The sequence below is a fragment of the Nocardioides lijunqiniae genome (genome assembly GCF_015024225.1).
Taxonomy (GTDB): Bacteria; Actinomycetota; Actinomycetes; order Propionibacteriales; family Nocardioidaceae; genus Nocardioides; species Nocardioides lijunqiniae.
The window spans coordinates 1-16,074 of sequence record NZ_JACJGM010000027.1 but is presented as its reverse complement, the minus strand read 5'-3'; the positions used below and the strand labels follow the sequence as shown (position 1 = coordinate 16,074).

The window sequence follows — 16,074 nt, the reverse complement described above, 5'->3', positions numbered from 1 at the left end:
CGGCCTAGCGGCTGGTCGCCAGCTGGTACGCCGGGTCCTCCACGAGGTCCCCGCGCGGGGACTCCGGGCATCGCGGCCACCAGGCCCGGTCGCCCATCAGGACCAGGGCCGCCGGCAGCATGACCAGCCGGACCAGCGTGGCGTCGAGGAGGATCGCCGCCGAGAGGCCCACGCCCATCATCTTCATCTCGAGCATCGACAGCGTGGCGAAGATGGCGAACACCGACACCATGACCGCCGCCGCGCTGGTGACCACGCCGGCGGTGTCCGCGATGCCGCGCTGCACGGCCAGCCGCGCCGGGAGGCCGGCGTCGAGGTGCTCGCGGATCCGGCTGACCACGAACACGTGGTAGTCCATCGACAGCCCGAGCAGCACCACCAGCACGAACAGCGGAAGCCAGTCGATGACGAAGCCCGGGTTGTCGAAGTCGAGCAGGTCGGCGCCCCAGCCGTGCTGGAAGACCAGCACGAGGAACCCGAACGACACCCCGACCGAGGCCAGGTTGAGCAGGGTCGACAGCAGGGCGATCGGCAGGCTGCGGAACGTCGCGAGCATCATCAGGAAGGTCAGCAGCAGCACGAACGCGATCACCAGCGGGAGCCGGTCGGACTGCCGGTCGAGGTAGTCCAGGTTGGAGGCGGCACCGCCACCGACGACGACCTCGGTCCCCCGCAGCCCGCCGAAGGACGCCGGCACCAGGTCGCTGCGCAGGTCGCGCAGCGCCTCGTTGACACGCTCGTCGGCCTCGTCGTAGGGCATGCCGATGCGGAGCACCGTCGTGCGGCCGTCCTCGGACGTCACGGATTGCTCGTCGGAGGCCGCGAAGTCGCCGGTCGCGACCGCCTGCCGCTCGAGGTCGGCCAGGGCGGCGGCCACCTCGTCCTGCTGTCCTCCCTCGGCACGGACCACGACGGTCGCCGCGGCGCCCTCGGCGGGGAAGGCGGAGGTGAGGGCACGCATGGTCGCCACCTCGGGGATGTCGCCCGGCAGCGTCTCGAGGTTGGCGGCGTTCGTGCGCAGGCCCAGCGCCGGCGCGGCGAGGGCGATGACGACGACGCTCGACAGGGCGAGGGCGACGCGCGGGTGGCGCACCACGGGGCCCAGCAGGCGGCGGCTCAGGCCGCCCCGACCGACGCGCCGGTTGAGGCGCCACAGCAGCGGGACGCGGGGGCGGTCCACCCACCGGCCGAGCTTGACCAGGAGCGCCGGCAGGACGGTGATCGAGCCGAGCACCGCCACCGCGACCACGATGATCGAGCCGACGGCCAGGGAGTTGAAGGTCGCGCCGCCCATCACGAACAGCCCCGTCATGGAGGCGATGACCGCGCCGCCGGAGACCAGGATCGAGTGGCCGGAGGTCTGCGCGGCGATCTCGACGGCCTCGAGCGTCGTACGGCCGTTGGCACGCTCCTCGCGCTCGCGCTTGAGGTAGAAGAGGGAGTAGTCGACGCCGACGGCCATGCCGATCAGCACGATCATGCTGGTGACCGTGCCCTCGGAGGGCACGAGGTGCGAGATCGGCGCCATGATGCCGATCGTGGCCGCGACGCTGGTGAAGGCGAGCAGCACCGGGAGGCCGGCGGCGATGAGGGCGCCGAAGGCGACCAGCATCAGCACGAGCGTGATCGGGACGCTGATGCCCTCCGCGGACGCGAGGTCCTCGCCGACCCGGTCGTCGATCGCCTCGTCGAGCGACACGTCGCCGCTCTGGCGCACCTGGAGGTCCGGGTGGGCCCGCTGCACGTCGCGGGTGACCTCGGTCAGCGGCGCGACGTCGACGTCGTCGTCCCCGTCACGGGCCAGCTGGGCGGCGACCAGCAGCGCGCTCCCGTCGGGGCTCCACTGCGGCTCCGCGACGGAGTCGACGCCCGGCAGGCCGGTCATGCCGGCGACGAGCTCGTCGGCGGCCTGCTGGGCCGCGGCGCGGTCGACGGGACCGTCGGCGGAGGTCACCAGGACGTTCTCGGAGTCGGGGCGCTCGAGGCCGGCCTCGGCCACGAGCTCGTCGGCGCGGCCGGAGTCGCCCAGCCGGTAGTCGGTGTCGTCGGTCTCCACCGTCGACACGACGGAGGCCAGGGCGACCGCGAGCACGACGAAGGCCAGCCAGGCCGAGATGGCGCGCCAGGGGTGCAGGGCGCTCCAGCGGGCTGCGCGCAGCGGCAGCACGGTGAGCGGGTTCGTGACGGACATGGTGCTCCCCTTCGGGACTCGGCCGGCGGGTCCTTCCCGTCGGCGGTGCCACCAGCCTCGTGACGCGGAGGCCCGGGGTCAGGGGCCCAGGAGCCCCGGTCCGAGGTGGTGCCTGCACCCCTGCCGCGGTGGTCGTTCTCGGGGAGGATGGGGCGGTGACCACCCCGAGCCCGAGCACCCCGGCGCCGCCGAGCCGCCTGCGCCTGACGGCGTACGCGCTCGCGCAGGTGGTGCTGGCGGTGCCGGCCCTGGTCTTCCTCGTGCTGGGGATCGTCGGCACGGCGACGCTCGTGGTCTGGGTGGGCGTCGCGATCCTGGCGATCTCGGTGCCGTCGATGCGCTGGATCGCGGACCGGCACCGGCTGATGGCCGCCCGGGTGCTCGACATCCCGGTCCCGCGGCCCTACCGCCCGCTCCCCCGAGGCCGTCCGGTCGAGGCGCTGCTGGTGGTGCTGCGCGACCCGATGACGTGGCGCGACCTGGCCTGGTCGGTGTGGGCGGCGACCTTCGGGTTCGCGGTGGCGCTGATCTGCCTGCTCGAGCTGCTGCTGGTGGTGACGTTCCCGATCTGGTGGTTCGGCCTCCGGCCCAAGATGCGGGCCCGGTCCTCGGTGGACCTGTGGTTCCTGGCGGCGAGCCGCACCGAGCACCTCGAGCAGCGCGTGCAGGTGCTCACCGAGACCCGGGCCGACCTCGTCGACCACTCCGCCGCCGAGCTGCGGCGGCTGGAGCGCGACCTGCACGACGGCGCGCAGGCGCGGCTCGTGGCGCTCTCGATGAGCCTGGGCCTGGCCGACCAGCTCTTCGCCGACGACCCCGAAGGCGCCCGCCGACTGGTCAGCGACGCCCGCGCGACGACCTCCGCGGCGATCGGCGACCTGCGCTCGGTGGTGCGCGGCATCCACCCGCCGGTGCTCGCCGACCGCGGCCTGGTCGGAGCCGTGCAGGCGCTCGCCCTCGACATGGCGCTCCCGGTGCAGGTCGACGCCGTCCTCGACGGGCGTCCCGCGGCACCGGTCGAGTCGGCGGTCTACTTCGCCGTCGCCGAGTGCCTGACGAACGTCGCCAAGCACGCACGCGCCGAGCACGCCTGGGTGACGCTCGGCCACGAGGACGGGCGGCTGCGCGCGGTCGTCGGCGACGACGGGAGCGGCGGCGCCGATCCGGCGCGCGGGTCGGGCATGCTGGGGGTCCGCCGCCGGCTGGCCGCCTTCGACGGCACGATGACGGTCAGCAGCCCGCCCCGCGGCCCGACCCTGGTCACCTTGGAGGTTCCGTGCGACTTGTCCTCGCCGAGGACCACGCCCTCCTCCGGGCCGGCATGACGCAGCTCCTCGAGAGCAACGGCTTCACCATCCTGCACGCCGTCGAGGACGGTCCCGCCCTGACCGAGGCGCTGCGCGACCCGGACGCCGACGCCGCCGTGGTCGACGTACGACTGCCGCCCACGCAGACCGACGAGGGCCTGCGCGCCGCCATCGCCGCCCGGATCGCCCGACCCGGCTTCCCGGTCATGGTGATCTCGCAGTACGTCGAGCACCTCTACGCCCGCGAGCTCCTCGCCAGCGGCGAGGGCGCCGTCGGCTACCTGCTCAAGGACCGGGTCTCCGACGTGGCGGAGTTCGTCGACGGCGTACGGCGGGTGGCGGCGGGCGCCACCGTGCTGGACCCCGAGGTCGTCGCCTCGATCATGGCCCAGCGCCGCACCCAGCCGCTGGACCGGCTGACGCCCCGCGAGCGCGAGGTGCTCGCCCTCATGGCCGAGGGCCGCGGCAACGCCGCCATCGCCACCCACCTGGTCGTCACCGAGAAGGCCGTCGCCAAGCACATCAACAACATCTTCGCCAAGCTTGACCTCGCCGCCGCCGAGGACGACCACCGGCGCGTGCGGGCCGTGCTCGCGTGGCTGCGGGCCTGAGCAGGTTTTTCCGCAGATGCTGAAAAGCCTGAGGTTCTGGGCCGGAATTTCGCCCCAGAACGTCAGGGAAATGCCCAGGAGCGAGCAGGGATAACAGCAGCTGCTGAAAACCCTGCTCGGCCGCTACCGCGCGAGGATCTCCAGCACCGCGGCCCGCCCGGCGGCGGGGTCGTCGGCACCGAGGGCCGCCTCGGCGACGTCCTCGCACTGCTCGGAGGTGGTGGTGCCCAGCCGGGCGCCGACCTGGCGGACGGCAGCGGCCGCCATCGACAGCGAGGTGACGCCCATGCCGACGAGCGCGCAGGCGAGCAGCGGGTCGGCGGCGGCCTCGCCGCAGACGCCGACCGGCTTGCCGGCCAGGCGGCCGGCCTCGGCGGTGATCGCGATCAGCTGCAGCACCGCGGGCTGCCACGGGTCGGTGAGGTGGGCGAGGTCGGTGGCCATGCGGTCGGCGGCCATCGTGTACTGCGTGAGGTCGTTGGTGCCGATCGACATGAAGTCGACGACCTCCAGCATCCGCGGGGCCAGCAGCGCGGCCGAGGGCACCTCGACCATGACGCCGGCCTTGAGGCCGCGCTCGCGCACGGCGGCGGAGAAGTCGCGCGCCTCGGCGACGGTGGCGACCATCGGCGCCATCACCCACGTCTCGGTGCCGGAGCGCTCCGCGGCCAGCGCGATCGCGTCGAGCTGGCGCTCCAGCAGACCCGGGTTGTCGAAGGAGAGGCGCAGGCCGCGGACGCCGAGGGCGGGGTTCTCCTCGCCCTCGTGGGTGGCGAACGCGACGGGCTTGTCGCTGCCGGCGTCGAGGGTGCGGACGACGACGTAGCCGACGTCCTTGAACGGCGCGAGCACCGTCTCGTAGATGTCGGCCTGCTCCTCGACGCTGGGCTCCTCGGTGCGGTTCAGGAAGCAGAGCTCGGTGCGGAACAGCCCGACGCCCTCCACGGGCGCGCCCGACGCGCTCGCCGCCGACGGGCCGTCGGCCACGTTGGCGAGCAGCTTGACGGCCTCGCCGCTGGCCGTGGCGCCGGGTCCCGCCCACGTCGCGAGCGCCGCGCGCTCCTCCTTGTCGGCCGCGACGAGACGCTCGGCCTCGGCCGGGTCCGCGTCCAGCCGCACCGTGCCGGCCGTGCCGTCGACGAGCAGCGGTCGCCCGGCGTCGAGCTCGAGCGCGCCGGCGGTGCCGACGACGCACGGGATCCCGAGCTGGCGGGCGATGATCGCGGTGTGGCTGGTCGGCCCGCCGCGCTCGGTCACCAGCGCGAGCACGATCGCCGGGTCGAGACCGGCCGTGTCGGCGGGCGCGAGGTCCTCGGCGACGACCACCGAGGGGCGGTCGGGGGTGGGGACGCCGGGCTCGGCCTCGCCGATGAGGCGCGCCACGAGGCGACGCTCGATGTCGCGCAGGTCGGTGGCGCGCTCGGCCATGAGGCCGCCCATCGTGGTGAACACCCCGACGAACTGCTCCACCGCCGCGTGCACGGCCGCGAGCAGGTCGTCCCCGCTGCGCAACGACTTGCGCACCGCCGAGCGCAGCCCCTTGTCGCGCGCCAGGCCGGCGCTGGCCGTGAGGACCTCCGCCGCCGCCCCCGACGCGCTCGCGGCCTTGGCCCCGAAGCCCGAGGAGACCTGCTCCACCGCGACGTCGTACGCCGCCAGGGCCTCGGCCTCGTCGGCGAAGCCGCCGTCCCCGAACCGCTCGACCGCCTCGGCCGGGACCTCGGTGCGGATGACGAGGGCCGGGCCGTAGGCCAGCCCCCCGACCACGGGAGTGCCGCGCAGACCGGTGCCGTCGGGGCTGGACGTGCTGGTGTCGGTGACCATGGTCACAAGTAAAACGCCCAGGACCTTGACAGTCAACAGAAACGGACGTAAAACAACATATACACAGAAGCGAGGGAGGCCACCGGGCATGTCAATGTACGCCGAGGAGCGGCAGCAGGCGATCGCACAGCTCGTCGCCACACGCGGACGACTGTCGGTCAACGCGCTGGCCGAGGAGTACGCCGTCACGACCGAGACCGTGCGCCGCGACCTGACGGCCCTCGAGCGGCTCGGCCTGGTGCACCGCGTGCACGGCGGGGCCGTCCCGGCCGGCGCCCTCGCCGCGATCGAGTCCGGCCTGGGCGAGCGCGACGCCGCCAACACCGAGAGCAAGGACCGCATCGCCCGCGCCGCCGTGTCGCTGCTGCCGACCGCCGGGGGCACCGTCCTGCTGGACGCGGGCAGCACCACCATGCGGCTGGCCGGCAACCTCCCCCGCGACCTGCGCCTCACGGTGATCACGCACGCGGTGCCGATCGCGGCCCGGCTCGTGGTGCACCCGCAGGTCGAGCTGCACCTGCTCCCCGGCCGCGTCCGCGCCACCACCCAGGCCGCCGTGGGAGCCGACACCGTGGCCGCGCTCGACGACCTGCGCGCCGACCTGGTGTTCCTCGGCACCAACGGGCTGTCCCCCGACCACGGGCTCACCACCCCCGACCGCGACGAGGCCGCGACCAAGCGCGCGCTGGTGCGCGCCGCGGGACGCGTCGTGGTGCTCGCCGACTCCAGCAAGCTGGGCCGTGAGCTCGCGGTCCGCTTCGCGACCCTCGACGACGTCGACACGGTCGTGACCGACGACGGCATCGCGGAGCACGACCTCGAGCAGCTGCGCAAGGCCGACGTCGAGGTCGTGGTCGTGTGATCGTCACCCTCACCCCCAACCCCAGCGTCGACCGCACGGTCACGCTGGCCGGGGAGCTGCGTCGCGGCGCCGTCCAGCGCGCCGAGACCGTGACCTCCCAGGCCGGCGGCAAGGGCGTCAACATCTCGCGTGCCGCCGTCAGCGCGTCGGTGGCCACCCTCGCGGTGCTGCCGGCCGACCCGGACGACCCGTTCGTGCACGAGCTGCACGCCGCCCACATCCCGTGCGAGCCCGTGCCTCCGGCCGGACCCATGCGCGTCAACGTCACCATCAGCGAGCCCGACGGCACCACCACCAAGCTCAACAGCCCCGGCGCCAACGTGGCCGCCTCCGACCTCGCCTCGCTCGCCGAGACCGTCACCCGCCACGCGAGCGGCGCCGACTGGGTCGTGCTCGCCGGCTCGCTGCCGCCGGGCGCGCCCGACGGCTGGTACGCCGAGCTGGTCGCCCGCCTGCGCGCGGGCGGCGTCCGGGTCGCCGTCGACACCAGCAACGCCCCGCTGCGCGAGCTCGTCGCGCGGCTGGCCCACGGCGCGCCGCACCTGATGAAGCCCAACGGCGAGGAGCTCGCCTCGTTCACCGGCGACGACCCGGTCACCCTCGAGGCCGACCCGGCCGCGGCGGCACGCGCCGCCGGCTCCCTGGTCGCGGCCGGCGTCGACGAGGTCCTGGTCACGCTCGGCCCCCACGGGGCGGTGCTCGTCAACGCCGACGGCGCCTGGCACGCCTCTCCCCCGCCGACGACGGTGGTCAGCACCGTCGGCGCGGGCGACTCCAGCCTCTTCGGCTACCTCCTCGGGGACCTGCGCCGCCAGCCACCCGCCCAACGACTCGCGCTGGCCGTGGCCTACGGCAGCGCGGCGGCCGGACTCCCCGGCACGACCATCCCCCGCCCCTCCCAGGTCGACGCCGCCCTGGTCCCGGTCCGCGAGATCCTCCTCACCACCGAAGGTTGACCTACATGAACGACCTGATCACCACCGACCTGGTCCGGCTCGACGCCGACCTGGGCGCCGACAAGCACGCGGTCATCCGCGCCCTCGCCGACGTCGTCGCGCAGGCCGACCGCGCCGTGGACGTCGAGGCACTCGTCGCCGACGCCCTGGCCCGCGAGGAGAAGTCCTCGACCGGCCTGAAGGACGGCATCGCCATCCCCCACTGCCGCACCACCGGCGTCGAGGTCCCCACGCTGGTCTTCGCCCGGCTGTCCCCGAAGGTCGACTTCGGCGCCAAGGACGGCCCCGCCGACCTGGCGTTCCTCATCGCCGCCCCGGCGGGCGGTGACAACACCCACCTCCAGATCCTCACCAAGCTGGCCCGCGCGCTGGTGAAGCCGGAGTTCACCGACGGGCTGCGCGCCGCCGAGACCCCCGAGGACGTCGTCGACGTCGTCAGCCGCGTGGTCGACGCACCGGCTCCCGCCAAGAAGGCCCCTGCCCCGGCCGCCGGCGGCGCCGGCGTGGGCACGGACGCCGGCAACGCGGCCGGCGGCGCTTCCCAGCCCACCGCCTCCGCCGAGCCCGCCGGCGACGCGACCCCCGTCGCCGACCCGCAGGCCCGCCGACGCCTCGTCGCCGTCACCGCCTGCCCCACCGGCATCGCCCACACCTACATGGCGGCCGAGGCCCTCGAGGCCGCGGCCGCACGCGCCGGCGTCGACATCGAGGTCGAGACCCAGGGCTCCGCCGGGGCGACCCCGCTCGCCCCCGCGACCATCGCCGCGGCCGACGCGGTGATCTTCGCCGTCGACGTGGGCGTCCGCGACCGCGGCCGCTTCGCCGGCAAGCCCGTCGTCTCCTCGGGCGTCAAGCGCCCCATCGACGAGGGCGACAAGATGATCGCCGAGGCGCTGCGCTACGCCGACGACCCGGGCTCCCCACGCGTCGAGGGCGAGGTCACCGCCGGAGAGGGCGGCGGCAGCGCCCACGAGAGCTGGGGCGGACGCACGCGGCGCGTGCTGATGACCGGCGTCTCCTACATGATCCCGTTCGTCGCGGCCGGCGGTCTGCTGATCGCCCTGTCGTTCCTGCTCGGCGGCTACGAGATCGTCGGCCCCTACGGCGACATCGCCGTCAACAACACGCTCTTCGACCTTCCCGACCCCGAGGCGCTCGGCCTCGACCACGCGCTGTTCGGCTCGGGCCTCATGGCCTACATCGGGGCGCTCTTCTTCATCATCGGCAAGACCGCGTTCCTCTTCTTCATCCCGGCCCTCGCCGGCTACATCGCCTACGCGATCGCCGACCGGCCCGGCATCGCCCCCGGCTTCATCATGGGCGGCCTGGCGGCCAACATCTTCGGCGTGGTCGAGGGTGACTTCGACAACGCCGCCGCACTCCCGGCCACCGGCTTCCTCGGCGCGATCGTCGGCGGCGTGCTCGCCGGTGTCATCGCCCACTGGATCGCCGGCTGGAAGGTGCCGACCTGGGCCCGCGGGCTGATGCCGGTCCTGGTCATCCCGCTGCTGACCTCGATCATCGCCGGGCTGCTCATGATCGTGGTCTTCGGCAAGCCGATCGGCTGGCTCATGGACCAGCTCAACGACGGCCTGAACTCGATGAGCGGCAGCTACGCCGTCCTGCTCGGCGTCGTGCTCGGCCTGATGATGGCCTTCGACATGGGCGGTCCGCTCAACAAGGTCGCCTACAGCTTCGCGGCCGCCGGTGTCGGTGGCGCCTCCCTGGCCGCCGACGCCCCCGAGCTCAAGATCATGGCCGCGGTCATGCTGGCCGGCATGGTGCCGCCGATCGCCCTGGCGCTCGCCACCGTGGTGCGCCCGGGCCTGTTCACCCAGCCCGAGCGCGAGAACGGCAAGGCCGGCTGGCTGCTCGGCGCCTCCTTCATCACCGAGGGCGCCATCCCGTTCGCCGCGGGCGACCCGCTGCGCGTCATCCCGGCCATCATGCTCGGCAGCGCGGTGACCGGCGGCCTGTCCCAGGCCTTCGACGTCACCGTCCGCGCCCCGCACGGCGGCATCTTCGTGATCTTCGCGGTCGATGGCGTCTGGGGCTACTTCATCGCGCTGATCGCCGGCGTCCTGGTCGGGGCCGCCGCCGTCATCGCGCTCAAGTCCACGGGCTCACGCCGCACCGAGCTCGCCACCGTCTGACCCACCCATCGCAGCACCCACCGAAGGAGAACCATGCCCACGAAGTCCGTCAAGGTCGGCTCCGCTGTCGGCCTCCACGCCCGCCCCGCCGCGATCATCTCCGAGGCCGCCGGCGACCTCGACTCCGAGGTCACCATCGGGATCCCCGGCGACGAGGCCGTCGACGCGAGCTCCGCGCTGCTGCTGATGACCCTGGGCGCCGGCAACGGCGACACCGTCGAGGTCTCGGGCGACAACGAGGCCGACGTCGAGACCATCGCGGCGCTCGTCGAGAAGGACCTGGACGCCTAGTCGACCTCAGGAGGGGCGGGCCGTCGGTCGCGCAGCGCGAGGTACACCGCGCGCACGCCGACGGCCCGTTCCATCTCGTGCAGGACGCTGCCGAAGAACTGCTCGCGGTAGGTCTCGTCGGTCACCGTCGACACGGTGAGATAGAGGCTGGAGAACGCCGCGAGGAACACCGACACCTTGACCAGCTCGGCCGAGATGTTGTCGAGGTAACGGATGTCCTGCAGGAACGGGATGCTGTCGGGCGCGCCGCCGGTCCACGTCTTGACGATCTCGGGCTGCACGATCAGCGAGCCGAACACCATGAAGAACGCGAAGACCGTGACCGCCAGCAGCAGCACCTGCGTGGCCTGGATGACGACCAGCACCAGGATCAGGTTCCAGCGCTCGTAGCCGCCCACCTCGGCGTACGACGCCGGGTCCGCGTCCGGGTCGTCGACCAGCTCGCGCGCCACGTGCTCCAGCGGGGTGCCGGCGGTCGACTGCAGGAGCAGCGCCTCGTCGACGTCGTCGTCGGTGCGGTCGACCTCCTCGGGCAGCCGCACGAGCAGGAAGGCGCCGGCCATGGTGCCGAAGAGCAGCGCCACCAGCCAGAGCTCGCCGGTCTCGAGGTAGGACGCGACCTCCCACACCTCGGCGTTGATGAAGAGGAACGTCACGAAGACCAGCAACATCGGCAGCGCGCGGGTCATCATCGGCAGCAGGGTCCACAGGCTGCCGAACGTGCGGGCCAGCGCCCAGGTGACGATGGAGCGGGCCTCCAGGGCGATGAGCGCGTACCACGTCGACGCCGCCCCCACGAGCGTCCACAGGACCGCCGGGATGAGGCTGCCCTCGTCGACCAGCGCCAGGACCGTCACGGCTCCCCCGGCCACCAGCGCCGTCAGCACCAGCAGCGGCGCGAGCCTGCGCGGCCGCATCGCCGAGCGCACCGAGACCCGCTTCTCGGGCACGAAGTAAGTCAGCCCCTGCGCCTCGAACCACGCATCGGTGTCGGCGACCGGGTCGCCGGTCGTCGCAGGGTGGGACACCTCAGGCGCCCAGGATCTCGCGGGCGCGGTCGACGTCGGCCTCCATCTGCACGACGAGCGCGTCGACGGAGTCGAAGGCCACCATCCCGCGCAGCCGGTCGACGAAGGACACCTCGACCTCGACTCCGTAGAGCTCGAGGTCGGTGCGGTCCAGGACGTAGCTCTCCACCCGGCGCGCGCGCACGCCGTCGAAGGTCGGGTTGGTCCCGACGCTGATGGCGGCCGGGTGGATCTCGCCGGTGTCGAGGCGACGCAGCCGGCCGGCGTAGACCCCGTCGGCGGGGGCCGCGGTCAGGCCGTCGGTCGGGACGTTGGCGGTCGGGTAGCCGAGCTCGCGCCCGCGCTGGTCGCCCTGGACCACGACGCCGCGTACGGCGTAGGGGCGCCCGAGGGCCTCGGCGGCCCCGGCGACGTCGCCGGCCGCCAGGCAGGTGCGCACGTAGGTGGAGGACCAGACCATGGGCCCGCCGTCGAGCGCGATGCCCTCGGCGTCGAAGCCGTGCTTGGCACCCTCGGCGACCAGCGTGCCGACGGCGCCCGCCGCCCGGTGGCCGAAGCGGAAGTTGGCGCCGACCACGACCAGCGCCGCACGGAGCCCGTCCACCAGCACCCGGCGGACGAAGTCCTCCGGCGGCCAGCCGGCGACGTCGCGGTCGAAGGGCAGCGCGAGCACGTCGTCGGCGCCGGCCTCCGCCAGCAGCTCGGCGCGGCGCTCGACGGTCGTGAGCATCGTCGGCGCGTGCTCGGGGCGCAGCACCGCCATGGGGTGCGGCTCGAAGGTCACCGCCACGACCGGCAGCCCGCGCTCGTCGGCGAGGCTGCGCGCGCGGGCGAGCACCTGCTGGTGACCGAGGTGGACGCCGTCGAAGTTGCCGACCACGACCGCGGTGGGCCCGAGGTCGGCGGGGATGTCGTCGAGCGAACGCCAGATCTGCACGTCAGGAACCTTACTGGCGGTGCTCCGCCGGTCAGACGAAGACCGCCGCCGCGCGGGCCACGCCGTCACGCGGCTCGTAGAGGGCGAGGAACTCCCCCTCGGGTGCGAAGACCGCGGTGAGACCGTCGAGGGGCACGTCGAGCGCGCGGCCGACGCGTACGTCGGCGGCCTGCTCGTCGTCGAGCTCGCGGCTGGGGAACGTGCTGCGGGCGGCGTCCGCGATCGGCAGCATCGCGAACGACTCGGCCAGCTCGTCGAGCGTCGAGGCGGCGGCGAGGTCGAAGGACCCGACCGCCGTGCGTCGCAGGGCGGTGAGGTGCCCGCCCACGCCGAGCAGACGGCCGGCGTCGCGGGCGATGGCGCGGACGTAGGTGCCGCTGGAGCAGCGCATCGAGACGTCGACGTCGACGTGGTCGTCGCCGAGGCGCACCTCGCCGACGGTCAGCTCGTGCACCGTGACGGCGCGCGCCTTCAGCTCGACCTCCTCGCCGTCGCGCACGCGCTGGTAGGCGCGCTTGCCGTCGACCTTGATCGCCGACACGGCCGTCGGCACCTGCTGGAGCTCGCCGACGAAGCCGGCGAGGGCCTCCCGCACGACCGGCTCCGTGAGCGCCGCGGTCGAGGCCGTCGAGACCACCTCGCCCTCGGCGTCGTCGGTGGTCGTCGCGGCGCCGAGGCGCACCGTGGCGTCGTAGCCCTTCTCCGTGAGCATCAGGTGCCCCAGGAGCCGGGTGGCGCGGTTGACGCCGAGCACGAGCACCCCGGTGGCCATCGGGTCGAGCGTGCCGGCGTGGCCCACCTTGCGGGTGCCCGCGAGCCGGCGCACACGGGCCACCACGTCGTGCGAGGTGACCCCCGCCGGCTTGTCGACGACGACCAGGCCGGAGGCGGTCGTCACGAGAGCCGGTCGTCCTCGTCATCGGCGGCACCGGCCAGGTCGTCGGCCTGGTCCAGCTCGTCGTCCTCGTCGTCCTCGTCGTCCTCACGGGGCTTCTTGTACGGGTCGACCTCGCCGGCGTAGGCGGCGTTGGCGCGGGCGGCGGCGACCGCCTCGTCCTGCGCCTTGGCGCGGGCGAGCACCTCGTCGAGGGCGCGCGCCTCCTCGGGCAGGGCGTCGTGGACGAAGGTCAGGGTGGGGGCGGTGCGGGTGCCGAGCTGCTTGGCGACCTCGGAGCGCAGGACGCCCTTGGCCGACTCCAGGGCCACCGCCGTGCCGGCCATCTCCTCGTCGCCGCCCAGGACGGTGTAGAAGATCGTGGCCTGCTGGCCGTCACCGGTCAGGCGGACGTCGGTCAGGGTCACGAACCCCAGCCGCGGGTCCTTGATCCGGCGTTCGAGCATCTCCGCGACGATCACCTGGATCCGGTCGGCGATCTTGCGCACGCGTGGGCTGGTCATGCTTCCTACTCTCTCAAACGAACGAGTCGGCGCAGCCCCGGCAGGGACTGCGCCGACTCGTCACGGGTGGATCAGGTGCGGGCGATCTCGCGCATCTCGAACGCCTCGACGATGTCGCCTTCCTTGATGTCCTGGAAGTTCCGGAGCACCAGGCCGCACTCGAAGCCCTCGCGGACCTCGGACGCGTCGTCCTTCTCCCGCTTCAGCGAGGTCAGGTCGAGGTTGTCGGCGATCACCTTGCTGTCGCGCAGGATGCGGACCTTCGCGTTGCGACGGATGACACCCGAGGTGACCATGCAGCCCGCGATGTTGCCGAGCTTGGACGAGCGGAAGATCGCACGGATCTCCGCCTGACCCAGGGTCGACTCCTCGTAGACCGGCTTGAGCATGCCCTTGAGCGCTGCCTCGATCTCCTCGATGGCGTTGTAGATGACCGAGTAGTACCGGATCTCCACGCCCTCCTTGTCGGCCATCTGGCCCGCCTTGCCCTGGGGCCGGACGTTGAAGCCGATGATGATCGCGTCGGAGGCGGCCGCCAGGTCGACGTTGGTCTCGGTGATCGCACCGACACCGCGGTCGATGACCCGCAGGCTGACCTCGTCGCCGACGTCGATCTGCGCGAGGGCGTCCTCGAGAGCCTCGACCGAGCCGGACACGTCGCCCTTGAGGATGAGGTTGAGCTCCTGGCTCTCGCCCTTCTCCATGGAGGCCATGAAGTCCTCGAGGGTGCGACGCACGCGACGCTTGGCCTGCATGGCCGCACGCTCGCGCGCCTCGCGCTTCTCGGCGATCTGGCGCGCCATGCGGTCGTCCTCGACCACGATGAAGTTCTGGCCTGCGCCAGGCACCGCGGTCAGACCCAGCACCATCGCGGGACGCGACGGGTCGGCCTGCTCGATGTTCTCGCCGTGCTCGTCGAGCATGGCGCGCACGCGGCCGTAGCCGGCGCCCGCCACGATCGAGTCGCCGACGCGGAGCGTGCCGCGCTGGACCAGGACGGTCGCGACCGGGCCGCGGCCGCGGTCGAGGTGCGCCTCGACGACCAGGCCCTGGGCGTCCTGCGTGGGGTTGGCCCGCAGGTCCAGGGACGCGTCGGCCGTCAGGACGACCGCCTCGAGGAGCTTGTCCAGGTTGAGCTCGGACTTGGCCGAGACGTCGACGAACATCGCGTCGCCGCCGTACTCCTCGGGGATCAGGCCGTACTCGGTCAGCTGACCGCGGACCTTGGTCGGGTCGGCGTCGGGCTTGTCGATCTTGTTGACCGCGACCACGATCGGCACACCGGCGGCTCGGGCGTGGTTGAGCGCCTCCACCGTCTGCGGCATGACGCCGTCGTCGGCCGCGACCACGAGGATCGCGATGTCGGTCGCCTGGGCACCACGAGCACGCATGGCGGTGAACGCCTCGTGACCGGGGGTGTCGATCAGGGTGATCCGACGCTCCGTGCCGTCGACCTCGGTCGCGACCTGGTAGGCACCGATGTGCTGGGTGATGCCACCGGCCTCCTTGTCGACGACGTTGGCGTTGCGCAGCGCGTCGAGGAGCTTGGTCTTTCCGTGGTCGACGTGACCCATGACGGTGACGACCGGCGGCCGGATGACCAGGTCGCTCTCGTCGCCCTCGTCGGTGCCGAAGTCGATGTCGAACGACTCCAGCAGCTCGCGGTCCTCGTCCTCCGGGGAGACGACCTCGACGGTGTAGTTGAGCTCCTCACCGAGCAGCTCGAGCGTCGCGTCGTTCACCGACTCGGTCGCGGTGACCATCTCGCCGAGGTGGAAGAGCATCTGCACCAGCTGGGCGGCGTCGACGCCGACCTTGTCGGCGAAGTCCGTCAGCGAGGCGCCACGGGCGAGACGCACGGTCTCGCCGTTGCCCTTGCGGACGCGCATGCCGCCCAGGGTCGGAGCCTCCATGGCCTCGAACTCCTGGCGACGCGCCCGCTTGGACTTGCGTCCACGACGCGACGGGCCGCCGGGGCGACCGAAGGCACCCTGGGTCTGACCGCGCTGGCCGGGGCGGTTGCCGCCACCGGGACGACCGCCACCGCTCGGGCCGAAGCCGCCGGGACGACCCGGGGCACCGGCACCCGCGGGGGCGCCACGACCGGGCGCACCGCGACCGGGAGCACCACCGGGGCCACCGCGACCGGGAGCGCCACCGGGGCCTCCGCGACCGGGACCACCGGGGCCGCCACGACCGGCAGGGCCGGGACCGAAGGCGGACGGGGACTTGGGCATCATCGCCGGGTTGGGGCGCGGCATGCCCGGGCGACCGGGCGCGCCACCCTCACGCGCGGCGGGCGGCCGCGGCGGGCGGTTGTCGGCGGGAGCCTCGTCGACCTCGGGGTCGCGCGGGGCCGGGGCGGGACGCTTGCCCATCCCCTGGCTGGACGAGAAGGGGTTGTTGCCCGGACGCGGCGTGCCGCTGGGCTTGCCGACCGGACGGGGCGCCGGGGTCGGCGCCTTCGGGCGGGCGGGCGAGGGCGTCGCCGCAGCGGCGGGCGCCTCGGGCTGCGC

At 73.4% G+C, this 16,074-nt stretch carries 13 protein-coding genes; 6 read left to right on the top strand and 7 right to left on the bottom strand.

From position 1 onward, the window contains the following. Positions 1-4: 4 nt before the first annotated feature. Entirely contained in the window at positions 5-2,191 is a 2,187-nt protein-coding gene (locus tag IRQ30_RS15875; RefSeq protein WP_227467689.1) for an MMPL family transporter, read from the bottom strand. A gap of 155 nt (positions 2,192-2,346) precedes the next feature. On the opposite strand from IRQ30_RS15875, the gene IRQ30_RS15870 reads away from it, so the two are divergent. Together IRQ30_RS15870 and IRQ30_RS15865 are read left to right on the top strand one after the other, a co-directional pair. After that, positions 2,347-3,516 (top strand): sensor domain-containing protein, encoded by a 1,170-nt coding sequence (locus IRQ30_RS15870; protein ID WP_193613980.1) that lies wholly within the window; start codon positions 2,347-2,349, stop codon positions 3,514-3,516. Then, complete coding sequence (locus IRQ30_RS15865; protein ID WP_193609370.1) at positions 3,468-4,109, top strand: LuxR C-terminal-related transcriptional regulator; 642 nt, start codon at positions 3,468-3,470, stop codon at positions 4,107-4,109. The genes IRQ30_RS15870 and IRQ30_RS15865 overlap by 49 nt, the downstream gene beginning before the upstream one ends. Positions 4,110-4,232: 123 nt before the next feature. On the opposite strand, the gene ptsP is transcribed toward IRQ30_RS15865, so the two are convergent. Continuing rightward, positions 4,233-5,933: a phosphoenolpyruvate--protein phosphotransferase gene (gene ptsP, locus IRQ30_RS15860; RefSeq protein ID WP_193613979.1), complete on the bottom strand. Its 1,701-nt coding sequence runs from the start codon at positions 5,931-5,933 to the stop codon at positions 4,233-4,235. An 88-nt stretch (positions 5,934-6,021) separates the two neighbouring features. On the opposite strand from ptsP, the gene IRQ30_RS15855 reads away from it, so the two are divergent. From IRQ30_RS15855 to IRQ30_RS15840, 4 genes are read left to right on the top strand one after another with little or no spacing between them, the layout of a single operon-like run. Beyond that, complete coding sequence (locus IRQ30_RS15855; RefSeq protein ID WP_227464395.1) at positions 6,022-6,795, top strand: DeoR/GlpR family DNA-binding transcription regulator; 774 nt, start codon at positions 6,022-6,024, stop codon at positions 6,793-6,795. Beyond that, positions 6,792-7,751: a hexose kinase gene (locus IRQ30_RS15850; RefSeq protein ID WP_193613978.1), complete on the top strand. Its 960-nt coding sequence runs from the start codon at positions 6,792-6,794 to the stop codon at positions 7,749-7,751. The genes IRQ30_RS15855 and IRQ30_RS15850 overlap by 4 nt, the downstream gene beginning before the upstream one ends. Before the next feature lie 5 nt (positions 7,752-7,756). Next, complete coding sequence (locus IRQ30_RS15845) at positions 7,757-9,904, top strand: PTS fructose transporter subunit IIABC (protein WP_193613977.1); 2,148 nt, start codon at positions 7,757-7,759, stop codon at positions 9,902-9,904. A 33-nt stretch (positions 9,905-9,937) separates the two neighbouring features. Continuing rightward, positions 9,938-10,195 carry an HPr family phosphocarrier protein gene (locus IRQ30_RS15840; RefSeq protein WP_193609374.1) on the top strand — a complete coding sequence of 86 codons (258 nt, stop codon included), beginning with the start codon at positions 9,938-9,940 and terminating at the stop codon, positions 10,193-10,195. On the opposite strand, the gene IRQ30_RS15835 is transcribed toward IRQ30_RS15840, so the two are convergent. The 5 genes from IRQ30_RS15835 to infB all read right to left on the bottom strand — a co-directional run. Next, the gene (locus tag IRQ30_RS15835; protein WP_193613976.1) at positions 10,192-11,223 is read right to left on the bottom strand and encodes a hypothetical protein; all 1,032 of its coding nucleotides are present in this window, start codon (positions 11,221-11,223) and stop codon (positions 10,192-10,194) included. The two genes, IRQ30_RS15840 and IRQ30_RS15835, sit on opposite strands and share 4 nt — an antisense overlap. Position 11,224: 1 nt before the next feature. Beyond that, positions 11,225-12,160, bottom strand: a complete 936-nt coding sequence (locus IRQ30_RS15830; RefSeq protein WP_193613975.1) for a bifunctional riboflavin kinase/FAD synthetase — start codon at positions 12,158-12,160, stop codon at positions 11,225-11,227. 31 nt (positions 12,161-12,191) lie between these two features. Continuing rightward, entirely contained in the window at positions 12,192-13,058 is an 867-nt protein-coding gene (gene truB, locus IRQ30_RS15825; RefSeq protein WP_193613974.1) for a tRNA pseudouridine(55) synthase TruB, read from the bottom strand. Beyond that, positions 13,055-13,558, bottom strand: a complete 504-nt coding sequence (rbfA, locus tag IRQ30_RS15820; protein ID WP_193613973.1) for a 30S ribosome-binding factor RbfA — start codon at positions 13,556-13,558, stop codon at positions 13,055-13,057. Before rbfA ends, truB begins: the two co-directional genes overlap by 4 nt. A 71-nt stretch (positions 13,559-13,629) precedes the next feature. After that, positions 13,630-16,074, bottom strand: a 2,445-nt coding sequence (gene infB, locus IRQ30_RS15815; protein WP_193613972.1) for a translation initiation factor IF-2, incomplete at its 5' end; no start/stop codon positions are given.

Bases quoted from the DNA above. Each gene is read 5' to 3' on its own strand.
- IRQ30_RS15840 (WP_193609374.1), top strand. From the start codon at position 9,938: ATGCCCACGAAGTCCGTCAAGGTCGGCTCCGCTGTCGGCCTCCACGCC.
- rbfA (WP_193613973.1), bottom strand. From the start codon at position 13,558: ATGACCAGCCCACGCGTGCGCAAGATCGCCGACCGGATCCAGGTGATC.
- IRQ30_RS15875 (WP_227467689.1), bottom strand. From the start codon at position 2,191: ATGTCCGTCACGAACCCGCTCACCGTGCTGCCGCTGCGCGCAGCCCGC.
- IRQ30_RS15855 (WP_227464395.1), top strand. From the start codon at position 6,022: ATGTCAATGTACGCCGAGGAGCGGCAGCAGGCGATCGCACAGCTCGTC.
- ptsP (WP_193613979.1), bottom strand. From the start codon at position 5,933: ATGGTCACCGACACCAGCACGTCCAGCCCCGACGGCACCGGTCTGCGC.
- IRQ30_RS15845 (WP_193613977.1), top strand. From the start codon at position 7,757: ATGAACGACCTGATCACCACCGACCTGGTCCGGCTCGACGCCGACCTG.